Source organism: Desulfocastanea catecholica, assembly GCF_054657295.1.
Genome location: NZ_BAAHYZ010000010.1, coordinates 158376 through 176501 on the forward strand (window position 1 = coordinate 158376; position 18126 = coordinate 176501).

Annotated in this window: 18 protein-coding genes and 2 pseudogenes; 5 read left to right on the forward strand and 15 right to left on the reverse strand. The window is 48.4% G+C overall.

Annotated elements, in window-relative coordinates; all coding sequences use genetic code 11:
• Positions 1 to 12 precede the first annotated feature (12 nt).
• The 8 genes from ACYQ8U_RS11305 to ACYQ8U_RS11340 form a co-directional block, all read right to left on the reverse strand.
• Positions 13 to 2232, reverse strand: a complete 2220-nt coding sequence (locus ACYQ8U_RS11305; protein ID WP_459945650.1) for a PEP/pyruvate-binding domain-containing protein — start codon at positions 2230 to 2232, stop codon at positions 13 to 15.
• A complete protein-coding gene (locus ACYQ8U_RS11310; protein ID WP_459945651.1) occupies positions 2216 to 2689 on the reverse strand; it encodes a pyridoxamine 5'-phosphate oxidase family protein in 474 nt (157 codons plus the stop codon). The genes ACYQ8U_RS11305 and ACYQ8U_RS11310 overlap by 17 nt, the downstream gene beginning before the upstream one ends.
• 124 nt (positions 2690 to 2813) lie before the next feature.
• The gene (locus ACYQ8U_RS11315) at positions 2814 to 4061 is read right to left on the reverse strand and encodes an NAD(P)/FAD-dependent oxidoreductase (RefSeq protein ID WP_459945652.1); all 1248 of its coding nucleotides are present in this window, start codon (positions 4059 to 4061) and stop codon (positions 2814 to 2816) included.
• A 49-nt stretch (positions 4062 to 4110) separates the two neighbouring features.
• Entirely contained in the window at positions 4111 to 5130 is a 1020-nt protein-coding gene (locus ACYQ8U_RS11320; protein ID WP_459945653.1) for an ADP-ribosylglycohydrolase family protein, read from the reverse strand.
• Positions 5131 to 5182: 52 nt separating this feature from the next.
• Entirely contained in the window at positions 5183 to 6445 is a 1263-nt protein-coding gene (locus ACYQ8U_RS11325) for a nickel-dependent lactate racemase family protein (protein ID WP_459945654.1), read from the reverse strand.
• Positions 6442 to 7242: a DUF1295 domain-containing protein gene (locus ACYQ8U_RS11330; protein WP_459945655.1), complete on the reverse strand. Its 801-nt coding sequence runs from the start codon at positions 7240 to 7242 to the stop codon at positions 6442 to 6444. Before ACYQ8U_RS11330 ends, ACYQ8U_RS11325 begins: the two co-directional genes overlap by 4 nt.
• Positions 7243 to 7263: 21 nt before the next feature.
• Positions 7264 to 7671, reverse strand: coding sequence for a DUF2177 family protein (locus ACYQ8U_RS11335; protein ID WP_459945656.1), 408 nt, complete (start codon positions 7669 to 7671; stop codon positions 7264 to 7266).
• Entirely contained in the window at positions 7668 to 8204 is a 537-nt protein-coding gene (locus ACYQ8U_RS11340; RefSeq protein ID WP_459945657.1) for a lipocalin family protein, read from the reverse strand. Before ACYQ8U_RS11340 ends, ACYQ8U_RS11335 begins: the two co-directional genes overlap by 4 nt.
• A 368-nt stretch (positions 8205 to 8572) precedes the next feature.
• On the opposite strand from ACYQ8U_RS11340, the gene uvsE reads away from it, so the two are divergent.
• Together uvsE and ACYQ8U_RS11350 are read left to right on the forward strand one after the other, a co-directional pair.
• The gene (gene uvsE, locus ACYQ8U_RS11345) at positions 8573 to 9502 is read left to right on the forward strand and encodes a UV DNA damage repair endonuclease UvsE (RefSeq protein WP_459945658.1); all 930 of its coding nucleotides are present in this window, start codon (positions 8573 to 8575) and stop codon (positions 9500 to 9502) included.
• 33 nt (positions 9503 to 9535) lie between these two features.
• Positions 9536 to 9946 (forward strand): DUF1499 domain-containing protein, encoded by a 411-nt coding sequence (locus ACYQ8U_RS11350; RefSeq protein WP_459945659.1) that lies wholly within the window; start codon positions 9536 to 9538, stop codon positions 9944 to 9946.
• Between the two features lie 43 nt (positions 9947 to 9989).
• Here the strand turns inward: ACYQ8U_RS11350 and ACYQ8U_RS11355 are convergent, their stop codons facing one another.
• Both ACYQ8U_RS11355 and ACYQ8U_RS11360 read right to left on the reverse strand, forming a co-directional pair.
• Entirely contained in the window at positions 9990 to 10505 is a 516-nt protein-coding gene (locus tag ACYQ8U_RS11355) for a DUF2878 domain-containing protein (RefSeq protein ID WP_459945660.1), read from the reverse strand.
• Positions 10502 to 11761 (reverse strand): class I SAM-dependent methyltransferase, encoded by a 1260-nt coding sequence (locus tag ACYQ8U_RS11360; protein ID WP_459945661.1) that lies wholly within the window; start codon positions 11759 to 11761, stop codon positions 10502 to 10504. Before ACYQ8U_RS11360 ends, ACYQ8U_RS11355 begins: the two co-directional genes overlap by 4 nt.
• Positions 11762 to 12520: 759 nt before the next feature.
• On the opposite strand from ACYQ8U_RS11360, the gene ACYQ8U_RS11365 reads away from it, so the two are divergent.
• From ACYQ8U_RS11365 to ACYQ8U_RS11375, 3 genes are all read left to right on the forward strand, one after another.
• Positions 12521 to 12883, forward strand: a complete 363-nt coding sequence (locus ACYQ8U_RS11365; RefSeq protein WP_459945662.1) for a YkgJ family cysteine cluster protein — start codon at positions 12521 to 12523, stop codon at positions 12881 to 12883.
• 238 nt (positions 12884 to 13121) lie between these two features.
• Complete coding sequence (locus ACYQ8U_RS11370) at positions 13122 to 13787, forward strand: IS66 family transposase (protein ID WP_459945671.1); 666 nt, start codon at positions 13122 to 13124, stop codon at positions 13785 to 13787.
• Positions 13788 to 13862: 75 nt separating this feature from the next.
• Positions 13863 to 14453 (forward strand): acyl-CoA dehydrogenase family protein, encoded by a 591-nt coding sequence (locus tag ACYQ8U_RS11375; RefSeq protein WP_459945663.1) that lies wholly within the window; start codon positions 13863 to 13865, stop codon positions 14451 to 14453.
• A gap of 166 nt (positions 14454 to 14619) precedes the next feature.
• Here the strand turns inward: ACYQ8U_RS11375 and ACYQ8U_RS11380 are convergent.
• From ACYQ8U_RS11380 to ACYQ8U_RS11400, 5 genes and pseudogenes are all read right to left on the reverse strand, one after another.
• Positions 14620 to 15522: pseudogene (locus tag ACYQ8U_RS11380) on the reverse strand (4Fe-4S dicluster domain-containing protein); the annotation flags it as partial.
• A 255-nt stretch (positions 15523 to 15777) separates the two neighbouring features.
• The gene (locus tag ACYQ8U_RS11385; protein ID WP_459945664.1) at positions 15778 to 15969 is read right to left on the reverse strand and encodes a ferredoxin; all 192 of its coding nucleotides are present in this window, start codon (positions 15967 to 15969) and stop codon (positions 15778 to 15780) included.
• Between the two features lie 96 nt (positions 15970 to 16065).
• Positions 16066 to 16954, reverse strand: a pseudogene (locus ACYQ8U_RS11390) (hydrogenase iron-sulfur subunit); the annotation flags it as partial.
• Between the two features lie 33 nt (positions 16955 to 16987).
• Positions 16988 to 17419 carry a CBS domain-containing protein gene (locus ACYQ8U_RS11395; RefSeq protein ID WP_459945665.1) on the reverse strand — a complete coding sequence of 144 codons (432 nt, stop codon included), beginning with the start codon at positions 17417 to 17419 and terminating at the stop codon, positions 16988 to 16990.
• Positions 17420 to 17824: 405 nt separating this feature from the next.
• Positions 17825 to 18126: hypothetical protein (locus ACYQ8U_RS11400; RefSeq protein ID WP_459945666.1), on the reverse strand; the 302-nt coding region annotated here is incomplete at its 5' end.

Here is an 18126-nt window from a genome sequence, read left to right on the forward strand (position 1 = left end):
GCTGAGCAGGTGTCAGTGGTGCTCCCTTCTTTGCACTGTGCAAATCCCAAGATAGCCGTCAACTGTTAAAAAATCGCCAGTGTCAATAAGCGATGTCGCATTCACTACTCCGGTGATACAGGGAATTCCATATTCCCTGGCGATAATTGCACCGTGTATCAGCATTCCGCCCCGTCTCTCGATAATCCCGGCAGCCAAAGGGGCCAGAAATGTCATAGTTGGATCAATCGAGTCGATAACCAGAACTTCACCTTTCCTGAAATATTTAAGCTCTCCTCCAGGAGCGATAACCCTGGCCTTTCCCCTCGCTATGCCACTGCTTGCCGCCTGACCTTGCAGTTGTCGAACTTTGACCCGTTTTTCAGGCTGGTGAGAGTTTTGCGCGACAGAAGGTTGTGAACCTGCCGTGGGGCGAATACGACCATGAAGCATCTGTATGAGATCTCTCACAGAGCTTTCGGGGGTGACCAAAATGCCTCGAGCTTGAAGTCGTTTTCGGGCATGGGCCTTGGCGCGTTCCAGTTCCTGAGCGATTCTGCCGATATGAATGTTATCGTCGTCACGAATACGGTAGCTTGCTCGCGCCATCTCAAGAAGCTTTTCAGGATCGACTGGCAGTTTTTCTCTCGCTTTGGCAACAAACAGAGATTTCAGTCGTTCGGAATTATCATCTACTTCCAGTTGTCGCCCCTGGCGGGCACTATCAAGAGATGTATATTGCAAAATCATGGCGGTAATCAGGGCATTGATGCTCACTTCCTCTCCGCCTCCAAGTGCTGCCATAGAAAAGCGGGATTTCAACTGCGTGAGTTTTTGTATAAAGACCTGATTGTCAATTTCTTCTAGGGTGTCAGTCTGAAGAGCACACCTTAGAGAGTTGTCAACGCTCACCATCCTGGCGCATTCATGTAACAGTGCATTACGTTCTGTGCTGAGCATTTCCTGCCCGGTCAGCAGTGCCACGAATTCAAACGGATCGGCTGGTTCAATAATGTCGTTGTAGATTTCCCCAAATAAGCGCACCCCGTGGGCGAAGGGAATGAAATCATTCCAGTAGACAGTTGTCCACTGTTCATTGATGTTTTCCCGACGGTCCAGCTCATCGGCGAGTTCGGCGTCGGCTAAACTTTCCAGCACCACGCTTGCCAAGAAACTCGAATCGTTATCCATCTTCGGCAGGAGCTGCTTGGAGATATTTTGCCAAAGCTGCAAGAGGTTATCGTAACTGCGATTCAGGCTCAAATACCAGGCGCGCTTATCGGACTGATCCCCTCCATTCCTGCTGGCGGTTACAGGTCGGGACTGGAGAATATGGAAATGACCATTGCCTCGTGTCCATTCAACATCCTGGGCCATGCCAAAGAATTTTTCAAGTTCGATTCCCAGGGATGCCACTTTTTGTACCTGTTCTTCATCTAGAGGAGGGACTGCCTGCAGGTCAGGGCGCAGCTTTTGTCGCTGAACCCCTGCATTTGCGGAGCGAAGAAATTGATATTTACGATCTGCTGGCGGACTGTGTATTGGCGGTTTTTCTATGTTCCGGTCAAGAATCCACCGATCTGGTTCAACATCTCCATCAACCAGGCCTTGATTGAGGCCGTAGACTGCCTCAATTATCAGTTGCGATACATCGAGCGGGTTCTTGCTGAAAACGACCCCGGAACTTTCACCTTCAATAAAATTCTGGATGACGACTGCTATTGTGCTGCTTGCCACTTCCAGGCCAAGTTCCTGTCGATAGAGAATGGCTCTGTCAGACCAGAGGGAGGCCCACACTTTTTTTATTTTTTTTAGGACCTGGTCAATACCCGACACATTGACATACGATTCATGAAGACCGGCAAATGAAAGAGCACTGCCATCCTCTCCAGGGGATGAGGAGCGAATGACTACCGGTTGGTTGTTAAATTGTCGGCGTATAAGTTCTGATATATCGAGACGCAGTTCTGCTGGATAAACGCCATGGAGAAACAGGTTCTGGATACGAAGAGAAACATCCCAAATCTCTTCCCAACGCATCTCCTTGAGGTCTTTTCGGTACAGGAGAAGGTTGATTTTTTCTCGCAGATGGTTTTTTTCAACAAACAGCTCGTACCCACTGGTTCCGATGCAGGCGGGTTTTGGTACCGGTAAACCGGCGTTATAGAGCTTGAAGAGAGCCTGGCCTTTTCCGCCAATGACCGCGCTTAGATCGCCTTCTGTTGGTTGCAGGGTGTCAGGAAAATAAATCACTTTCATCGCCTAGCCTGTATTCCATTACATCTTGAAAACGGGAGACCAATACATAGTGGGAGACCGCTATCTTGACGAAAGCTGTTGTCGGAGAGGTAAGAAAATTTTCAAGATAGGGATGTCTCTGCAGATATATTTTCTCGTATCCCGGTCGTTCTGACTGCCCAATAAGCTGCGCTTTTCCTATGACCGTGACCGCAAGGGCGGCGTGAAAATCATTCTCGCTATTGGATCGGTTATCGATGAGAAGGGAAACTCTCGATTCTTGCATAAGGTTTTGATGTTTTCGGGTCGATTTGCCGGTGGCAACAACGATGTTAGCCAGTTCAGGTGTGAAGGCAAAGGCCATTAAGCTGGAATACGGCTGCCCGTCTCTCTGGGTGGACAATACTGCCAGCTGTTGACTGCCGAGCAGGTTTGCTATTTTTTTCTGAATTTCCTCTTCTAAAGCGGACATCCTTTCTCCCGGGTCAAGTTGAGTGCCTTACAAAGTGAGTGCCTTGCAAAGTATTTTAATTTTTCTTGAGCAATTGCCAAAACGCCTTTCTTCTGCGTTTGGTGGAATGCATCCCGTAAATCTTTCAGCATAACTCTTCAACAATCGCCTCTGCTGTTTTGCGGCCTGAGAGCAGAGACCATTGAATTCCCGGCAGGCTTTGATGTTCGCCGCAAACTCGCAGATTTTCACCAACTGGCTCGGGAAGCTGGTATGGGTCCGGGGTAGGAGGTTCCTGGTGTGGCAGAGCATGCTCTATGTGGTATGTGCGAAGATGATCCCAGTCTCTGGCTGCATTGCCAAACCAATCAATGCACTGGCTGCGCACCTGGTTTTCCAGATCTTCCTTGCCGAGATATTTCTGCCCTAAAACTACGACGGCAATAAGCGTTTTACCTGTTACGGAATAACTTGGTGCTACCAGGCTCGGGAAGGCTATGTTGTTGATTGGCCCTTTACCATCTCCATTTAAAACGAGAAAAGGATCTTTAAAGGGTGGTCGCCATTGACCAGCGAAATACAAGCAACTCTCGCCGATGGATGAGTGAGAGGATGGCTGCCCCAAAAGATGTTCAAGAGCTGGTTGCGATGTCGCAATAACGACCTTTCGGCCGATAAGTTTACTGCCATCAGCGAGAGTGACAACAGTGCCGTCGATATGTATTGCTTTGCAGTTCAGGCGAACGGCTCCCTGGGGAAGCTTTGCTGTTAATTGCCTCGGTATATCGCCCATGCCCTGGGAGGGGAGTGCGGCATCTCCTTTAGCAAACATGCGGAAAATATATTGCAGAACACGACTGGAAGCCTGGATGCCCGGGTCAAGGCAGGCTCCGGCAAAAAATGGCCCGAAAAATCTTTTTATAAACCCTTCTGAAAACCCCTGTTCATGCAGAAAATCGATGGTTTTCTGTTCCGGACGAGTAAAAATTCTGGCAAAGCTATCCTGACCTACTGAGCGAGCCAGGCGCACCATGCAGAGACGGTCTTTCAGGGTACCTATCGGCGATGTAAGAGTTGACAGAATATATCGGGGATGATGTCGAGGGTCGGCAATAATATGGAAATTCCCATTGTATCGTACAGCCACGCCAGCCGGGAACTTTTGCAGTTTCAAATCCTTATAGTCCAGTATTTTCTGAGCTTCGGGATACCCGGTCTGCAGCACCTGGAAGCCATGGTCAAGACGGAATCCATCTTTAACATCTGTTTGAATTCTTCCGCCGGGTGTATCTCCAGACTCGACGATGGCAAAAGTGAGATTGTTTTTCTGGAGCGTAAGGGCGCAGCTCAATCCCGCGATTCCCGCACCGATGATAACAACATCAAACTCCATATTTTCTTACCTCCTGTGTAGTATGAGACCGGATTTTCTCCTTGTATTGTCATGAGTCAAGCAGGATAACAGGTGGAGGATGGACCAAGCCTTCAATCCACCGCGCGGGCCACCCTTGCTGTCCATTCAGAGCCCCCAGCAGAGCTCCCAAAACTGCCCCGCGACCGGCATTGTCGCCGCCGCACATAGTGTTGGCAATCATTCCGTCCTCTGGTGCGTCTTGATATTTGAGGGCAAGATAGAGTGTTGCCGGAACAGATTGCTCAACATAACAGGCTGATGAGAAATGTCTCCCGACAACAATCGAATCCGGGTAGTCGGTCAGGTTCTCAAGGGTCTGGGCGTCGAGGTCCAGTGCTGACTGGCTCGCCCCGGCGGCTATGGAATGATGGAGTGTTTGTCCCTGCAGAAGGTTGAGAAGGGTGATGCAAATCAACTCACCCCATTGTCTCATGGCAGAGCCACCATGGGTTAACCCAAGGTGCTGCAAGGAAATTTTACTTGCAGCAGCGGCGTTCTTGGAAAGCGCAATGGTCAACGGCAGCATCAGGCTGAAGCCGCCAATATGTTTTTCGTCCATCCGGCCACACTGAGAAGGCTCTTTGCCTTTGCCATAGTTGATGAAAAAATGCCTGAGATACTCTTCAACATAGGTATCCTGATGACTGCCGGGGGTGGTCATGAAAGCAATAAGCCTGTTGAGCCAGGATGTGGCTGAGTAGTTGCCGTCGGCCTCAAGCAGGAGCAGAAGTTCTCTTGCCAGCTGAACATTGAGGGTGTTTTCCCCCGCCCGAAGGAACTGGTGGTAATGGATATCTCTTTTGCCCCAGTATTGTGCCTGATCGTGGAGTATGTCAGCAGTTCCAGGCGGCGCTGAGTAGGATGAACGCCAGAGAATGGAGTCGGGATGTGGATTACGGGGGGCCAGGTAATCGGTAACCCTGCCATAATCCTTTACGAGGGCCTCGGTGTTATAATACCAGTGGACCGGCATTGCCAGGGCGTCGCCGATAAACATGCCGAGAAGCGCGCCTCTCAGCCGATCTGTTGATGTAATGGCGTTGCTCATGTGAATTATCAAAGCTCCGTTACGCTTTTTCAGCTTTAGTAGAAGCAATCCTTCATTGATTGACTATCTTTCCCACCACATATGGGCCATCCGGAATTACCGCAACGTTCTTGTGCTTTTTCAGCAAATCATCGACGGTAGCCTGGCAGTCCATGACTTTGATTCCCTGAAATCGAGCAACATCCTCTTCTGACAGCCCCGGAGAATAAATAAATATCTTACCGGCATGAGCCAGAGCCTGATAAATATTTTGCGCACACCACTGGTCAATGACGAAATTGTCCGGATCGCTATGATGGCGGTTAAAGTCAGCAGGGGTTGGGTTCGATCGCATAATAGTGCAGAATTCTTCGCTGCCCAGGCCTTCTTCACAACCGCAGGTAACAAGGATCGTGCCGTTTTCCTTGAGGATATCCCGCGCGGCAATAAGACATTTTGAAACCTGGTAAAAAGTTGCATCAAGTGGGTAGCCTCCTGCGGAAGTGACAACCAGATCCACTTTTTCATCCAGGTTTGCCACCGCGTGTTCGGCAACGAGCTGGCATCCCGCCTGATGGGCAAGATCATAATGGCCGCCAAATACGCCTGCCAGCTGACGTTCTTTGTTGATGACCACATTAAGAATGAAATCGACTCCTGCTTTCTCTGTCACCTCCATGGCGTACTGGTGAAATAGATTGTTTTCCAGCCGGCAGTTTGCCTGTTGCAGTTGATCTATCACCTTGAAGGAATGCATGAATTTCATTGTTTCAAAGCTGGAGATGCCTGGCAGAATCGATTTTCGACTTCCTGAAAAACCTGCATAGAAATGTGGCTCAATCAAACCGGTAAGAATTTTGAGATCGGCGTCGAGGTAGTGGCTGTTTATCTCAATGGGTGCGTCGTCAATTCTGGCAATTTCTCTTAATTCCTCTGTTTTCTGGCAGTAATGATTGATGATTTTGTAGTTGTCCATGATCTCTTTGCCAACCATGGAACGAAGCTCGTCGCCAAGGTTAGGCCGATGCATACCCGTAGCTATGAGAATGGTGATATTCTCAGCGGCCATACCTGCCTCTTCAAGGGTCTTCAGTAACGGGGGAAGGATGATTTTATTGGGGACAGGTCTGGTTATATCCGAAATGACAATGCAGGCGTTGTTGCGGCCTTTGGCGATTTCTTTGAGCGGAGGAGTGCCGATGGGGTGGAACAGAGCATCAAGGACAGCAGATTCTGGGTTGGTAAGCGCTTCTGCGGGTTTGTTCTCAATGAGTAGGGTGGAATCCGGCAGTTCGAGATGAATTGTCTCTTTTCCGCATAACAGATTGGCTTTCATAATCGTCTCCCTTTGCTATCGGTTTTACGCTCAAACCATGGGAAAAAACCATTGGTTCTCGCCTTGTAGGCTGCAAATTCCGGATTCCCCTCATATTTTGCCTCAAGCATGGGAATGCCCGAGACCTTGAGGAGGAGAAAAGCGATGGTCAGTGGGCTGATCAGTCCATACAGGCCGAATGGCCCAGCCAGGCCGATAAAAAAAATGCCCCACCACAGCGTTGCCTCGCCAAAATAATTGGGATGGCGGCTATAGCGCCACAGCCCATGCATGATGATTTTACCTTTGTTGGCGCCGCCTCGTTTGAAGACGGTCAGTTGCCAGTCGCTGATCGCTTCAAAGAAAAAACCAAGAGAAAAGAGCAGTATTCCAAGAAGATCGCTCCATGCCAAACCACCCCCCGGTGCCCCGATGCTCAGCAGTATCGGGCTAGCAACCACAAAAACAACCGCACCCTGGAGCATATAGATCTGCAGAAAGCTGCGCCAGATTATGGTGTCGCCCCAATCCTCACGAAATTTACGGTAGCGAAAATCTTCCCCTTGGCCGCGATGCCTCAGGCCGATATGCAGGCCAAGACGCAATCCCCAGAGGGTAAGAAGTGCCAGTAGCAGCAGGGGGCGGAAATGCACAGTCAATCCCTCATTGAGAAACCATGTTCCCCAGCAGGCAACAAGAAAGGCGGGGCCATAGGCAATATCGACCAGACTGTTGTCACGGGCCTTGAGACCGACAAGAAACATACAGCACATATAGCCAAAAAGCAGTAAAGCGGCGGTAAGGAAGAGGGCGGCCATGGTCGGATTCTCCTTTTTTTGCTACTGAAGCCAGACACCTATCAGGTATGAACCTCCACCAACCAGAGTGCAGAGCAGTGTCCCCCAGGCAATGTCAACGAGGACCACGGCAATCGGCCAGTTGCGCAGGGTTGCCAGATTGGTGAGATCATAGGTGGCATATGTGAAAAAGCCGAAAAGTGCTCCAAGCAGACAGGTCCTGGCCAGAGACCCGGCCTCAAGCCCCGGTCGCACCGCAAAAAAGATAATGCCGACGATATAGACGAAGTAGAAAAGAAAGGCCGCCGGCCAGTTCACTTCAGGGCTGAGCAGGTGGTGAAGTTGCGTCTTGTAAAAATTTCGTGCGGCATAGCCCAGCCAGATCATGTCAATGGCAAAGAATACCGGAATGGTCAGAAGGTAGAGTTTCACCCAAAAAATCATGCTCATAATAAGTTACCCTTGTTATGGAAGATAATATTGCTTCGAACAAAGCCCTGCTTCTCCACGTTCTGAACTATTTTTTCTAAAATATCAGGGTGCATTTCCGGGGTGCGGCTGAGTATCCAGAGATATCGCCTGTTCGGGGTTCCAACAACTGCGTATTCATAGTCCCGGCCGAGGCCGATAATCCAGTAATCTCCGCGGAATGGCCAGAAAAAAGAAACTTTGAGTCGGGCATTGCTGTCTTTGTCGACCACCCAGGCACGTCCCTTGGCCTCGCGCAAACTGCCATCCTGTTCGTCCCGGCAACTGTTTACTACATCTATCTTACCGTCAGGGCGAACGGTATACATGGCGGTACTGTCCTTGCAGTCCTTTTGGAAACTGTTTGGGTAACGGCCGATCTCGTACCACAGGCCGACATAGCGATGAAGATCGACATGGGAAACGGTCTGCAAGGGTGGTGGTTGGCTACCGTGTTGGGAAGAAACGCAAGAGCTGAGAAGGGTGAGTAATGCGATTACAGTAAAAGATTTCATAAAATGAACTGAGGCAATGGGTTGACTGGGACCGCCGCATTGTTGGTGATCGGGGGTATGGGTCGCGAATGCAGCGTCTTTTCCTTTTGAGTTTTTAGGCTTTGTTTTGAACATCGTCTTTGTCTGACTCATAAAAGTTGTCAAAATCACTTTTCCAAAAAGGAATTCCAAAGTAATGGTAAGGCAAAAACCTTTATTCTTTGATAATCATTACCCAAGAGGGGTCAACTGGTCGCTCTTCATGAACTTGGGTCGACTTATGGTTAATATTCAATCGCGCTGTGACAAACCGAACAGAATACTCGTGAAAAAAAACAATCCGACTTATGGTATCAGGATAGGATATATCTGCAATAACGGATCATAACATGGCTTGTGAAGAAAGGGACCCTATGCGCTTTGGTCTGTGCTGCCACTTTAAAGATGAGAAAATTGCCTTTCGGATAACCACCGCCAGGGCACTTTCCTCCATGCCGCGCGGTGAACAGCTGAAAAAGTTGTCCGGACTCTGCTATGCCAATAGCCAAAGCCTCGTTCAGGCAGTGCACACAGTCCATCGCCTTGGCATCGGGGCATTTCGTGTCATGTCGCCGCTGTTTCCACGGATGACCCATCCCGAAGTTGGTTACAGCCTTGATGATCTCCCCGATGGAGAAAAAATTGGCAACCTGCTCGGCGTCGTTCGATCTTTTGCGCAGCAGCATGACATTCGCCTCAGCTTCCACCCTGATCAGTTTGTTGTCCTCTCCTCACCTCATCCTCGGGTTGTTGCCAGTTCCATCCGGGAATTGGAGTATCAGGCATGGTTGGCGGAGGCAGTAGGAGCGGGTGTCATTAATCTACATGCCGGCGGGGTCTATGGCGATAAATTATCAGCTCTGCAGCGTTTTAGCCAAGTTTTTGCCGATTTGCCGGAGAATGTGCGCAGCCGCTTGACCCTGGAAAATGACGATGTAAGCTATACCGTATCCGACCTGCTGCCGGTATGTGACAAACTGGCCATTCCCCTGGTCTATGATGTTCATCACCATCGCTGCAAACCGGATGGTTTGTCAGTAGAGGAGGCGACTCAGCTCGCCGCGGCAACATGGCAGCGCCAAGGGAGGGAGCAATATTGCCACCTGTCGTCACCGAAGACCGGCTGGGGGGAAGGGAATCCCAAACCTCATGCCGATTATGTAAATCCAGATGATATTCCCGCCTGTTGGCGGGAGCGTATCATGACCGTCGATATTGAAGCAAAAGCAAAAGAGTTGGCGGTTATTCGATTGATGAAGACCATGAATAATGGATTGTAGACAATGAAACACTATCTGCGAAGGATCATTTTTATGAGCATTTTCACTACATTTCTCTCGGCTTGCGCCGGGAAAAGCGCAAATCATCCGGGAGTATCCGATGGTCGACTGGCCGCCTGCCCCCGTTCTCCAAATTGTGTATTGAGCCAGGCTGAGGACGAGGCACACCGAATAACCCCGCTGGTTTTCGAAGATACACCTGAAATGGCCTTTGTCCGCTTAAAGCAGGTACTTGATGGTCGGGGAGATACCACCATTATTGAAGAACGTCCAGGCTATCTGCGGGTTGAGTTCCATACTCTCCTGTTTGTCGATGACGGAGAATTTTTGATGGATGCTGAGCAGCGGCTTATTCAGGTTCGCTCCGCCTCGCGATTGGGATATTCGGATCTGGGCAAGAATCGCCGGCGTTTGGAAGAGATCCGGCAAAGCTTTACTGAGTGAGAGTATAACCCGCAGGGTTTCATTTCAACAATCAGGCCATGGGTCAATCCGATGTTTGAATATCGTCAGCAGTATGGAGCGTTTGCCATTGGGCAAAAGCCATAGTCCCTGTCCATAAAAGGGCCCAAATTACTGCAAGAAGTGCCAATGAAGAAAAAAGTGGCCAGTGAAAGGTGGCAGCTCCAAGTCGACCTCCAGCCCAATAGGCAAGAGGTCCGCCGAGCGCGCCAAAGAGCGCTGAGACCAGTCGTCGCTTTTTCATCCACGCCAGACTGTGATGTGGCAGGAAGGCCAGGGCTGCCCAGATCACTGCTAACCAGAAGGGGATGGGAAAGCCTGTCCATGTGAAACTGAAGAAACCGATGCCCTGAAGAATGGAGTCTATGAGCACACCTATTGGCAGTAGCAGGGCAATCATCTGCAGGTCAGCACGCCGGTTCGAAGATAGAAGAATGTTCAGAACCAGGAAGGGCAGGGCAAAAAGTGCCCCGGCATGGCCCCCGAGGACGCACAGAAACCAGATTGCCTGGTTAATCCCGATATTAATGAATGGATTCACTCGCTCACCCCATCAATGGTGTTTTTCGGACGGTTTGCCAGAATGTGTACGACGCTGATTGACTGCTCCTGAAAGCCTCCTTCGCAGTAGCAGAGATAATACTCCCAGAGTCTTCTGAAACGCTCGTCGTAGCCCTGTTCCCTCAGGGAGGGAAAAGCCTCGTTGAAACGTTTTCTCCAGTCGCGCAGAGTCCTTGCATAATCAAGCCCAAAGTCTTCGAGATGGCGAACGACCATATCGGTCTTCGATGTAATGAGAGTGAGCATTTTGCTGACCGACAGAATGTGGCCGCCGGGGAAGATATGGTGCTGAATGAAATCAACTGACCGGGAATATTGGTCATATTTTTTGTCACGTATGGTGATCGCCTGAAGCAGCATCATGCCGTTATCACCAAGCAGATCTCCGCATTTTTTAAAAAAGGTCGGTAAGTATTTTCGCCCTACTGCCTCGACCATCTCGATGCTCACCAGCTTGTCAAAACTGCCTTGTAAATCACGGTAGTCGCTTCTCAAAAGGGTAATACGATCAGCAAGACCAGCTGCCAAAATGCGGCTTTTTGCCTCTACATATTGAGCCTCGGAAATGGTGGTTGTCGTAACATGGCAGCCGTAATTGCGGGCAGCATGAATGGCAAAACCGCCCCAGCCACTGCCTATTTCGATCACCCGGTCGGTTGGTTTCAGGTCGAGTTTTTTACAAATGGTTTCAAGTTTATGAAAGGATGCTTCTTCAAGACTGCTTGACTCCTTTGGATAGATCGCAGCCGAATACATCATGGTCGGGTCGAGAAACGACTTGTACAGCGTATTGCCAAGGTCATAATGGGCTATAATATTTCGTTTGGATCCTTTTCGAGAATTGTGTCGGGTGACATGGCCTAGCAGGCGAAAAATCTGGAGAATCCAACCCAGACCACGTTCCATGCGATCCAGCAAGTCCATGTTCAGCACCATTATCCTCGACAGTACTGTGAGATCGTCAACATCCCAGAGATGACCGATATACGCTTCTCCTGCGCCAATAGATCCGCCGAAGACTACCTGGCGATAAAAACTCGGATCACGAATGGTTACATAAGCGGTGAGAGTCTCGTCTGAGCCAAAGGTCCACCGGTTTTCACCGTCCTTTACAACAATTTGCCCAAAATGCATGGCACCGAGCAACCTGAAAATCATCTTTTGGGACAACCTGTCAAGAATGGATGGCGTTTTAGTGTCAACGGTGCATCTCTCATTGGTGGCTGCGTTGTTCATACTGCCTCCTTCGCATAACGAACGTGCGGAATCTTTTACTTTGCCTAACACTAATTCTTTCTGTATATCATTATAAAAAGCGAGGTGTTGTTGGCCACCATAATTTCTTCTATGTAAACCCGAGGCTTTGCCGGGGGACAATAAAAGTTTGACAGTTCCTGAAAAATCATTAAGCCTCACTGTCCTGTGAACCGATCAAAGTCACGAGGAGGAGGCTTCATGAACAACACGCAAAGCTTAAGCCACTCGAAATGGGAATGCAAGTAAACATAGCGCGGACCCATATGGGTCAAAAGAAGAATTGTGCTGGTATGATTTTTTCGGCACGGGTTATTTCGTTTCAATTGTTGGTACCGATGAAGAAGTTGTACGTGCGTATAAAAGAGATAAAGAGAAAGAAGATCATGTATTGAACAGCTGTTGCTATTTCGGGAAACATCATAAGGTGCATGCTATACGGTTACTATGAGGTTGCCAAACCTTATGTATATTTTTTGATCTTCAGCTTCTTCCTCGCGAATCTAAACGAGATCATACTTGCTTTCGGTCATTAATCCGGGTTCTATTACTCGATAGGAACACGATTTACATCCGTTCCTCCAACGACCCTGGTGCCGAAATTTCAACAAACTCTCGGTGCGCTGATTTTGGGGCTTGAAAAAAGATGCCGGTAACCTGCATGCCTGATACCCATACAGATCAACCTTTGACCTGACCACAGAGATAATAGACGAGATATAAAAAATGGAAGAACAGTCTATGAACCTGGTATTTTGCAATTACTGCCCAGGGATTTGCTGTTATCGCCAGGAGGGGTCGACCCTGTATCTGACCGCCATCGATATCAATCGGCTGGCCCGGCATTTTCAGTTGACCGATGGCGAGGTGAGGAAACGATTTCTGGAAGGTAAAAACACCTTTAAAGTGAAACCGGACGGATCCTGTATCTTCCTCCGTGACGATAGGTTAAGCAAACGCTGCTCGATTCATCAATGGCGGCCGCAGCAGTGTCGCGATTTTCCCTATGGCAGGCCATGTCCGTATCTGCAACGGGATGACTTGTTGTCGCAAATTATGCCGCGGATTGAAAAAAGCCTCATGAAATCTATCCCGACAAATTGACGGTTTTGCTTAACAAGAAAGGCTGATATACCCATAAAGGTGGTACGGCACAAGTGGACATTAACCTTTCCATATATCATTTCAATAACCAAACTCTTCGATCTTACTTGACACTTCTAGACTGTTAACTTGAATTGAAAACAGGACAAAACTTGGCATCCTCTCGATCTTCAACGGTCGCAAGATCGCCATATTCTGCACCGGCAGCAAACACGCCGGCGAAAACCTGGCGGCCATTCTGGACAAGCGGCAACACGGTCTTGATCCACCTATCCAGATGTGTGATGCCTTGTCGCGCAATACCTCCGAAGAGTTCCAGATCCTGCTGGCAAATTGTCTCACACACGGCCGCCGCAATTTTGTCGAGGTGGCCGACCACTTTCCCGATGAATGTCAATACTTCGTCGAAACATTGGGGAAGGTCTACCATTTTGACGCAATTGCCGCCACGCAAGGCATGACGCCTGAGCAGCGCTTGCGTTTTCATCAGGACAACAGCGGCCCGTTGATGAAAAATCTGCACCAATGGCTGGAACGGCAGTTTGCCGAGAAGAAGGTCGAACCTAATTCCAGTCTGGGAAAGGCGATCAACTATATGCTCGACCATTGGTCGGCGTTGACGCTCTTTCTCCGGGTTGAAAAGGCGCCGTTGGACAATAACGTCTGTGAACGGGCTCTCAAGATGTCAATTATACATCGAAAAAACTCTCTTTTTTTCAAAACCAAGCATGGGGCATATATCGGCGACCTGTTCATGAGCCTCATCCACACCTGTTTTCTCGGCAACATTAACCCATTTGAGTACCTGACCGCACTGCAGAGAAACAGCGCCGACCTCTTTGCTCATCTGCACCGCTGGCTGCCTTGGAATTATAAGGAGAATGGCAGTGTGCCAGCCTGTTGAGTTAAAGCAGCGACAAAGCGGTCCCTACACATCTTGACGGTTGCATGGTATCATGACGAGCAAGATGAACTCCCCATGCAGGTGTTGCGCAAGGCTTTTGATGCTGGGATGATAGGCAGTGATATTCCAAAAGAGTTTGGTGGGCAGGGGTTGAGCTTGGTGGATTCAGCTTTGATTACCGAAGAAATAGCCGCGGCTTGTCCGGGTCTCGCAACATCGATTTTCGACAGTTCGCTTGGCATGGAACCGATCCTGCTCTCTGATAATATCGTCGCAAAGAATAAATATCTCACTGCAATCGCCAAAGACTTTAAGCTGGCCGCTTTTGCCACTTCTGAACCAACAATGGGCTCGAACGTGGCAGGTATTCGCTGCTTGGCCAAAGCTGATGGCGAAGACTATATTCTTAACGGCACTAAATACTGGGTTACCAACGGGGGTGTTGCTGACTATCTCTCAGTCTTTGCCACAATCGACCCAAAAAGTCGAAACAAAGGGATTTGTGCATTTCTGTGGAAACCAAATGGCCGGGAGTCTCAATTGGACGCGCTATCCCCAAAATGGGCCAGCGCTGTTCTAACACGGTGGGAATCAATTTCAAAAATGTCCGCGTGCTTAAGGAAAATATCCTGGCACTTCCCGGTAAAGGGTTTGCCCTGGCGATGAAAACCTTTGCTCGAACTCGGCCGATCATTGGCAGCTTTGGTGTCGGCGCAGCACGAGCGGCCCTGGAATATCTCGGCCGGGCAACCGACCCGGAATTAAAACGTCGGCGCAGCAATTCTGCGCCGAGACCGGTGATTCCCACGGCGACTATTTCCCAAATAAGAAACCAGTCATAAAATGTCCTGCTTGCTTTGCCTCTTTGCTCAAGTTTCAAACGATTTCTCCAGAGAACCCAGACACCATACAGTAAAGCGATTGCCGAAATATTTGCTAGAGTTTTGAAAGGGTCCGTCAGTGGCAGCGGGCCATGAAAAGAAGGCCAGATAAGGCCCATAAGATCTTGTCGGAACGCCGACCAGCACGTGAGAATAAAGGCACCAATAAAGCCTAGAACCAGCGGCAGATGTCCCTTGACTCGGTCAGTGTTAGCTGTGCACTCACGAAACCGGTTGTGTTTCATGGTTTCAACGAGGGAGGGCCAGAGAAATTCAGTGAAAAACATTAAAAAAGAAGGTCTGTATTCTATTTGTAGATTGGCTCTTTTGCTCATTCGCTGCCACATTGTACGGATGCCTCTAAAAACTGAATATACAGCTAAACCTGCAGCAGGCACTATAATCGACACTATGAAGAAAGCATTTTTCAGATACCATTTAAAATCCCAGTGTCCGAAAAACTGGGTGTAGCCGTTACGAGCAAACACATCAGTAGATGGAATATGCGTGGCACCTGACAAAAGCCATATAACTAAAATGATAATTGCAGGGCCACCGAGCAAAATCGGCAGGTTCTTGATGTCGGCTGCCAGCCGCGCAAGCCAAGCCGGCCAGCCATATAACGTGTACAAATAGGCGCGAATCGCACCGAGAACTTCGGCAGGTTTTGCGCCGCGCGGACATATTTCGGTGCAATCCCCGCATTGATGGCATAAAAAAACTTCCGGATCATCGAAAAGTCGCTCTTTCATTCCCCATTGTGCCCAAATCATTTCCTTTCTGGGGAAAGGATGCTGATCTGATGAAAGTGGACAAGCACCAGAACAGGAGGCACATTGATAACACTTCTTCAATGTGTCACCTCCTGTCTCTTTCAGAGATTAGATAAATTCAATATCCGGGTCAAAGCTCATGTCGACCTCCAGTAAAGTCACCTATGACAATAGTTTCTTGGCAATCATTTGTCGATTCAGCAATCAATGAAGAGAAGAAACAGGAAGCCGGACACTGCTTTTCAACATCCTGTTTCTCGCTCTTTTATACACCTTAGTCTACAGCATATTTGCCATCACCTAAAAATCCCTCCTCAATAGAGGCGGTAAATTTTGTCATTCTTTAGAAATACACTGTGCTGGACATGAAGCTATCGCCTCATCGACACAATCTTCTCCAGCATCTGCATCGTCAAGAACATAAGCTTTCACTTTATCGTCATCAAAGGCAAATACTGAGGGACAACATTCCACACACGCTTCACAGCCAATACATTCTTCTTCATCAATTACAACTTTCTCAGACATGATATTCTCCTTTATAATAATAGCCTGTCGTGCTTCGGTACCGTTCGGCAAACAGTCGGTTTGCTGAACGGTTGTCTACAACAATAAAAGATTTTTTTAGAATCCTTTAAAGCGGTTTGGGCCAAGTTCGACGATTTTCTCAACGAATTCATTAATGATTTGCGGGATTTTATGATAGTCATCAATGCTTACCTCCCGCGCAGCTACCCGCTCAGGTTCCAGGCCTAGGCTGCCCAAAGTCTCTCCGATGTTCGCATACGTTTATCGGCAAGTTCACTACCTTTGACAAAGTGGCACTGGTAGCCGTCGCCGAACTTGCACCCCAGCAAAAGAACACCGTCCATACCCGAAGATAAAGTATCCCTAATCCATACCATGTTGACAGGACCTAGACTCCGCAGAGGAATAACTCTTACACGGTTGTTCAAACCGTACTTACGCATACCCGCCGTATCAAGAGTTGGATAGGCATCGTTTTCGCAAATTAACTCAATAAATCGCAGTTTATCCTCATCATCGTCGGGTGTACATCAATGGATTTGATCATCGAGCCGATTATGTCAAGGTTGTAATTCTTGAAACCGATGCTGCGCTCGGGACAGGCACCCACACAGACTCCGCATCTGCGACACCTGGTGTAGTTTGGTTTTGGCATGCCTTTGTCATCGTCATCCAACGCACCGAAGGGGTATTCCTTTGTACAGCGTTTGCATTGGGTGCAGCGCTGGAAAAAGGACTGTTATAAAGACTGATCGCCGGATCTCGGGTGAACAGCAATACCATGATCAGCAGATTCGATGGATTGAATCGCTGTCAATGCTGCGCCGGTTGCATCGTCAATGGTTTAATCCATAACAGTGACTTTGCGAACACCACCGCAGGCATAAGCCCCGGTTCGCTGCGTCTCGTATGGGAAGCAGATAAAGTTTGAGTCAACATACCCGTCAAACAGCTCAAGATCCATAAACGCCGGTCCAGGCTGATAATCTGCCTTTGACAGACCTGTCAGTCCAGGATATCATTTTGGGGGTTGACGGGAGGCCATCAGCTTAATCAGATCAAGGTTTGAGACGACTCCAAGTGGTTCATTGTTTACGCCGGTGATGAGCAAGTGATTTATACCGCCCGAGTACATGACCTTGATCGCAGACATGAGATCCTGATCTTCGTCAAGCTGGATACATGATTTGCCGTTTGTATCCTTGCCATCGACATTGCATTCCGTCATAAAGGATGAGATTTTTGTCTGCTCGAGATCATAATTGTTTGCAAGCCCATGCATGACATCGGAGACGGTGAGAATGCCAATGAGCAGTTCCTCAGCTTTGACGACCAACACCGAAACATTCGACTCAGCCATGAGATCGATCGCTGCCTTCAGGCTTTCTTCCTGCTTTATTATTGGAAATTTCTTCTTTATTGCCTGTTTAACCGTTAGATATTTTTCCATGGGTTCTGCTCGGCGTTGAGGTAATTACTGATGGCTACACTCAGAAAAACACCAGCTGGGTAGTAAATTTTCTTCGTTTTTGGAACGAATTTTAAAAGTATATAATAATTCTGGGTAGCGGAAAGGCAACGAACGTTGTTAATTTTGTGACAAATTTAAAGATCAGCTGACGTCGTGGGCTCTGACTTAATTTCATGAAGCTGGAGAGAGTACAAACTCGTCATGTTCAAATTTACTGAGCTCTTACATTTCTACCCAGCGGAATAAAGTTCCAAGGGCGAAAATAGAAAAAAACATAGACACAAATTTATTTTAATTACCGTTTCTTATAAAAGAAACAGTGAGAACCAACTTTGTATGCTAAACATCTGCTAAGATAACTTCTCCCAGTTTTGGTTGGAGGATTCAAACCAAATCTTGTAGAATTTTGGCTATGAGTTGGTATTCTCCCGCCAAGCTTGATATCAGCCCATGCGACATGGAATTTCTGGTGGTGGCTGCCGGAGGACTTTCTCTGCTTTGCTTGATGCCTGGTTGCTGAAAAGAAAACACTTTGCAGCATTGTGTTAAAAAATAATCTGATTTCAGATGTGTCAGATCAAGGAATCTCATGAAGATGACCTTGGATATCAATCGGTTGGAAGGTGTGACGATTTTTGTCGTTTGTCTAGGAGTCGTCGTGTGGGTCACCGTAACCGGCGTAATTT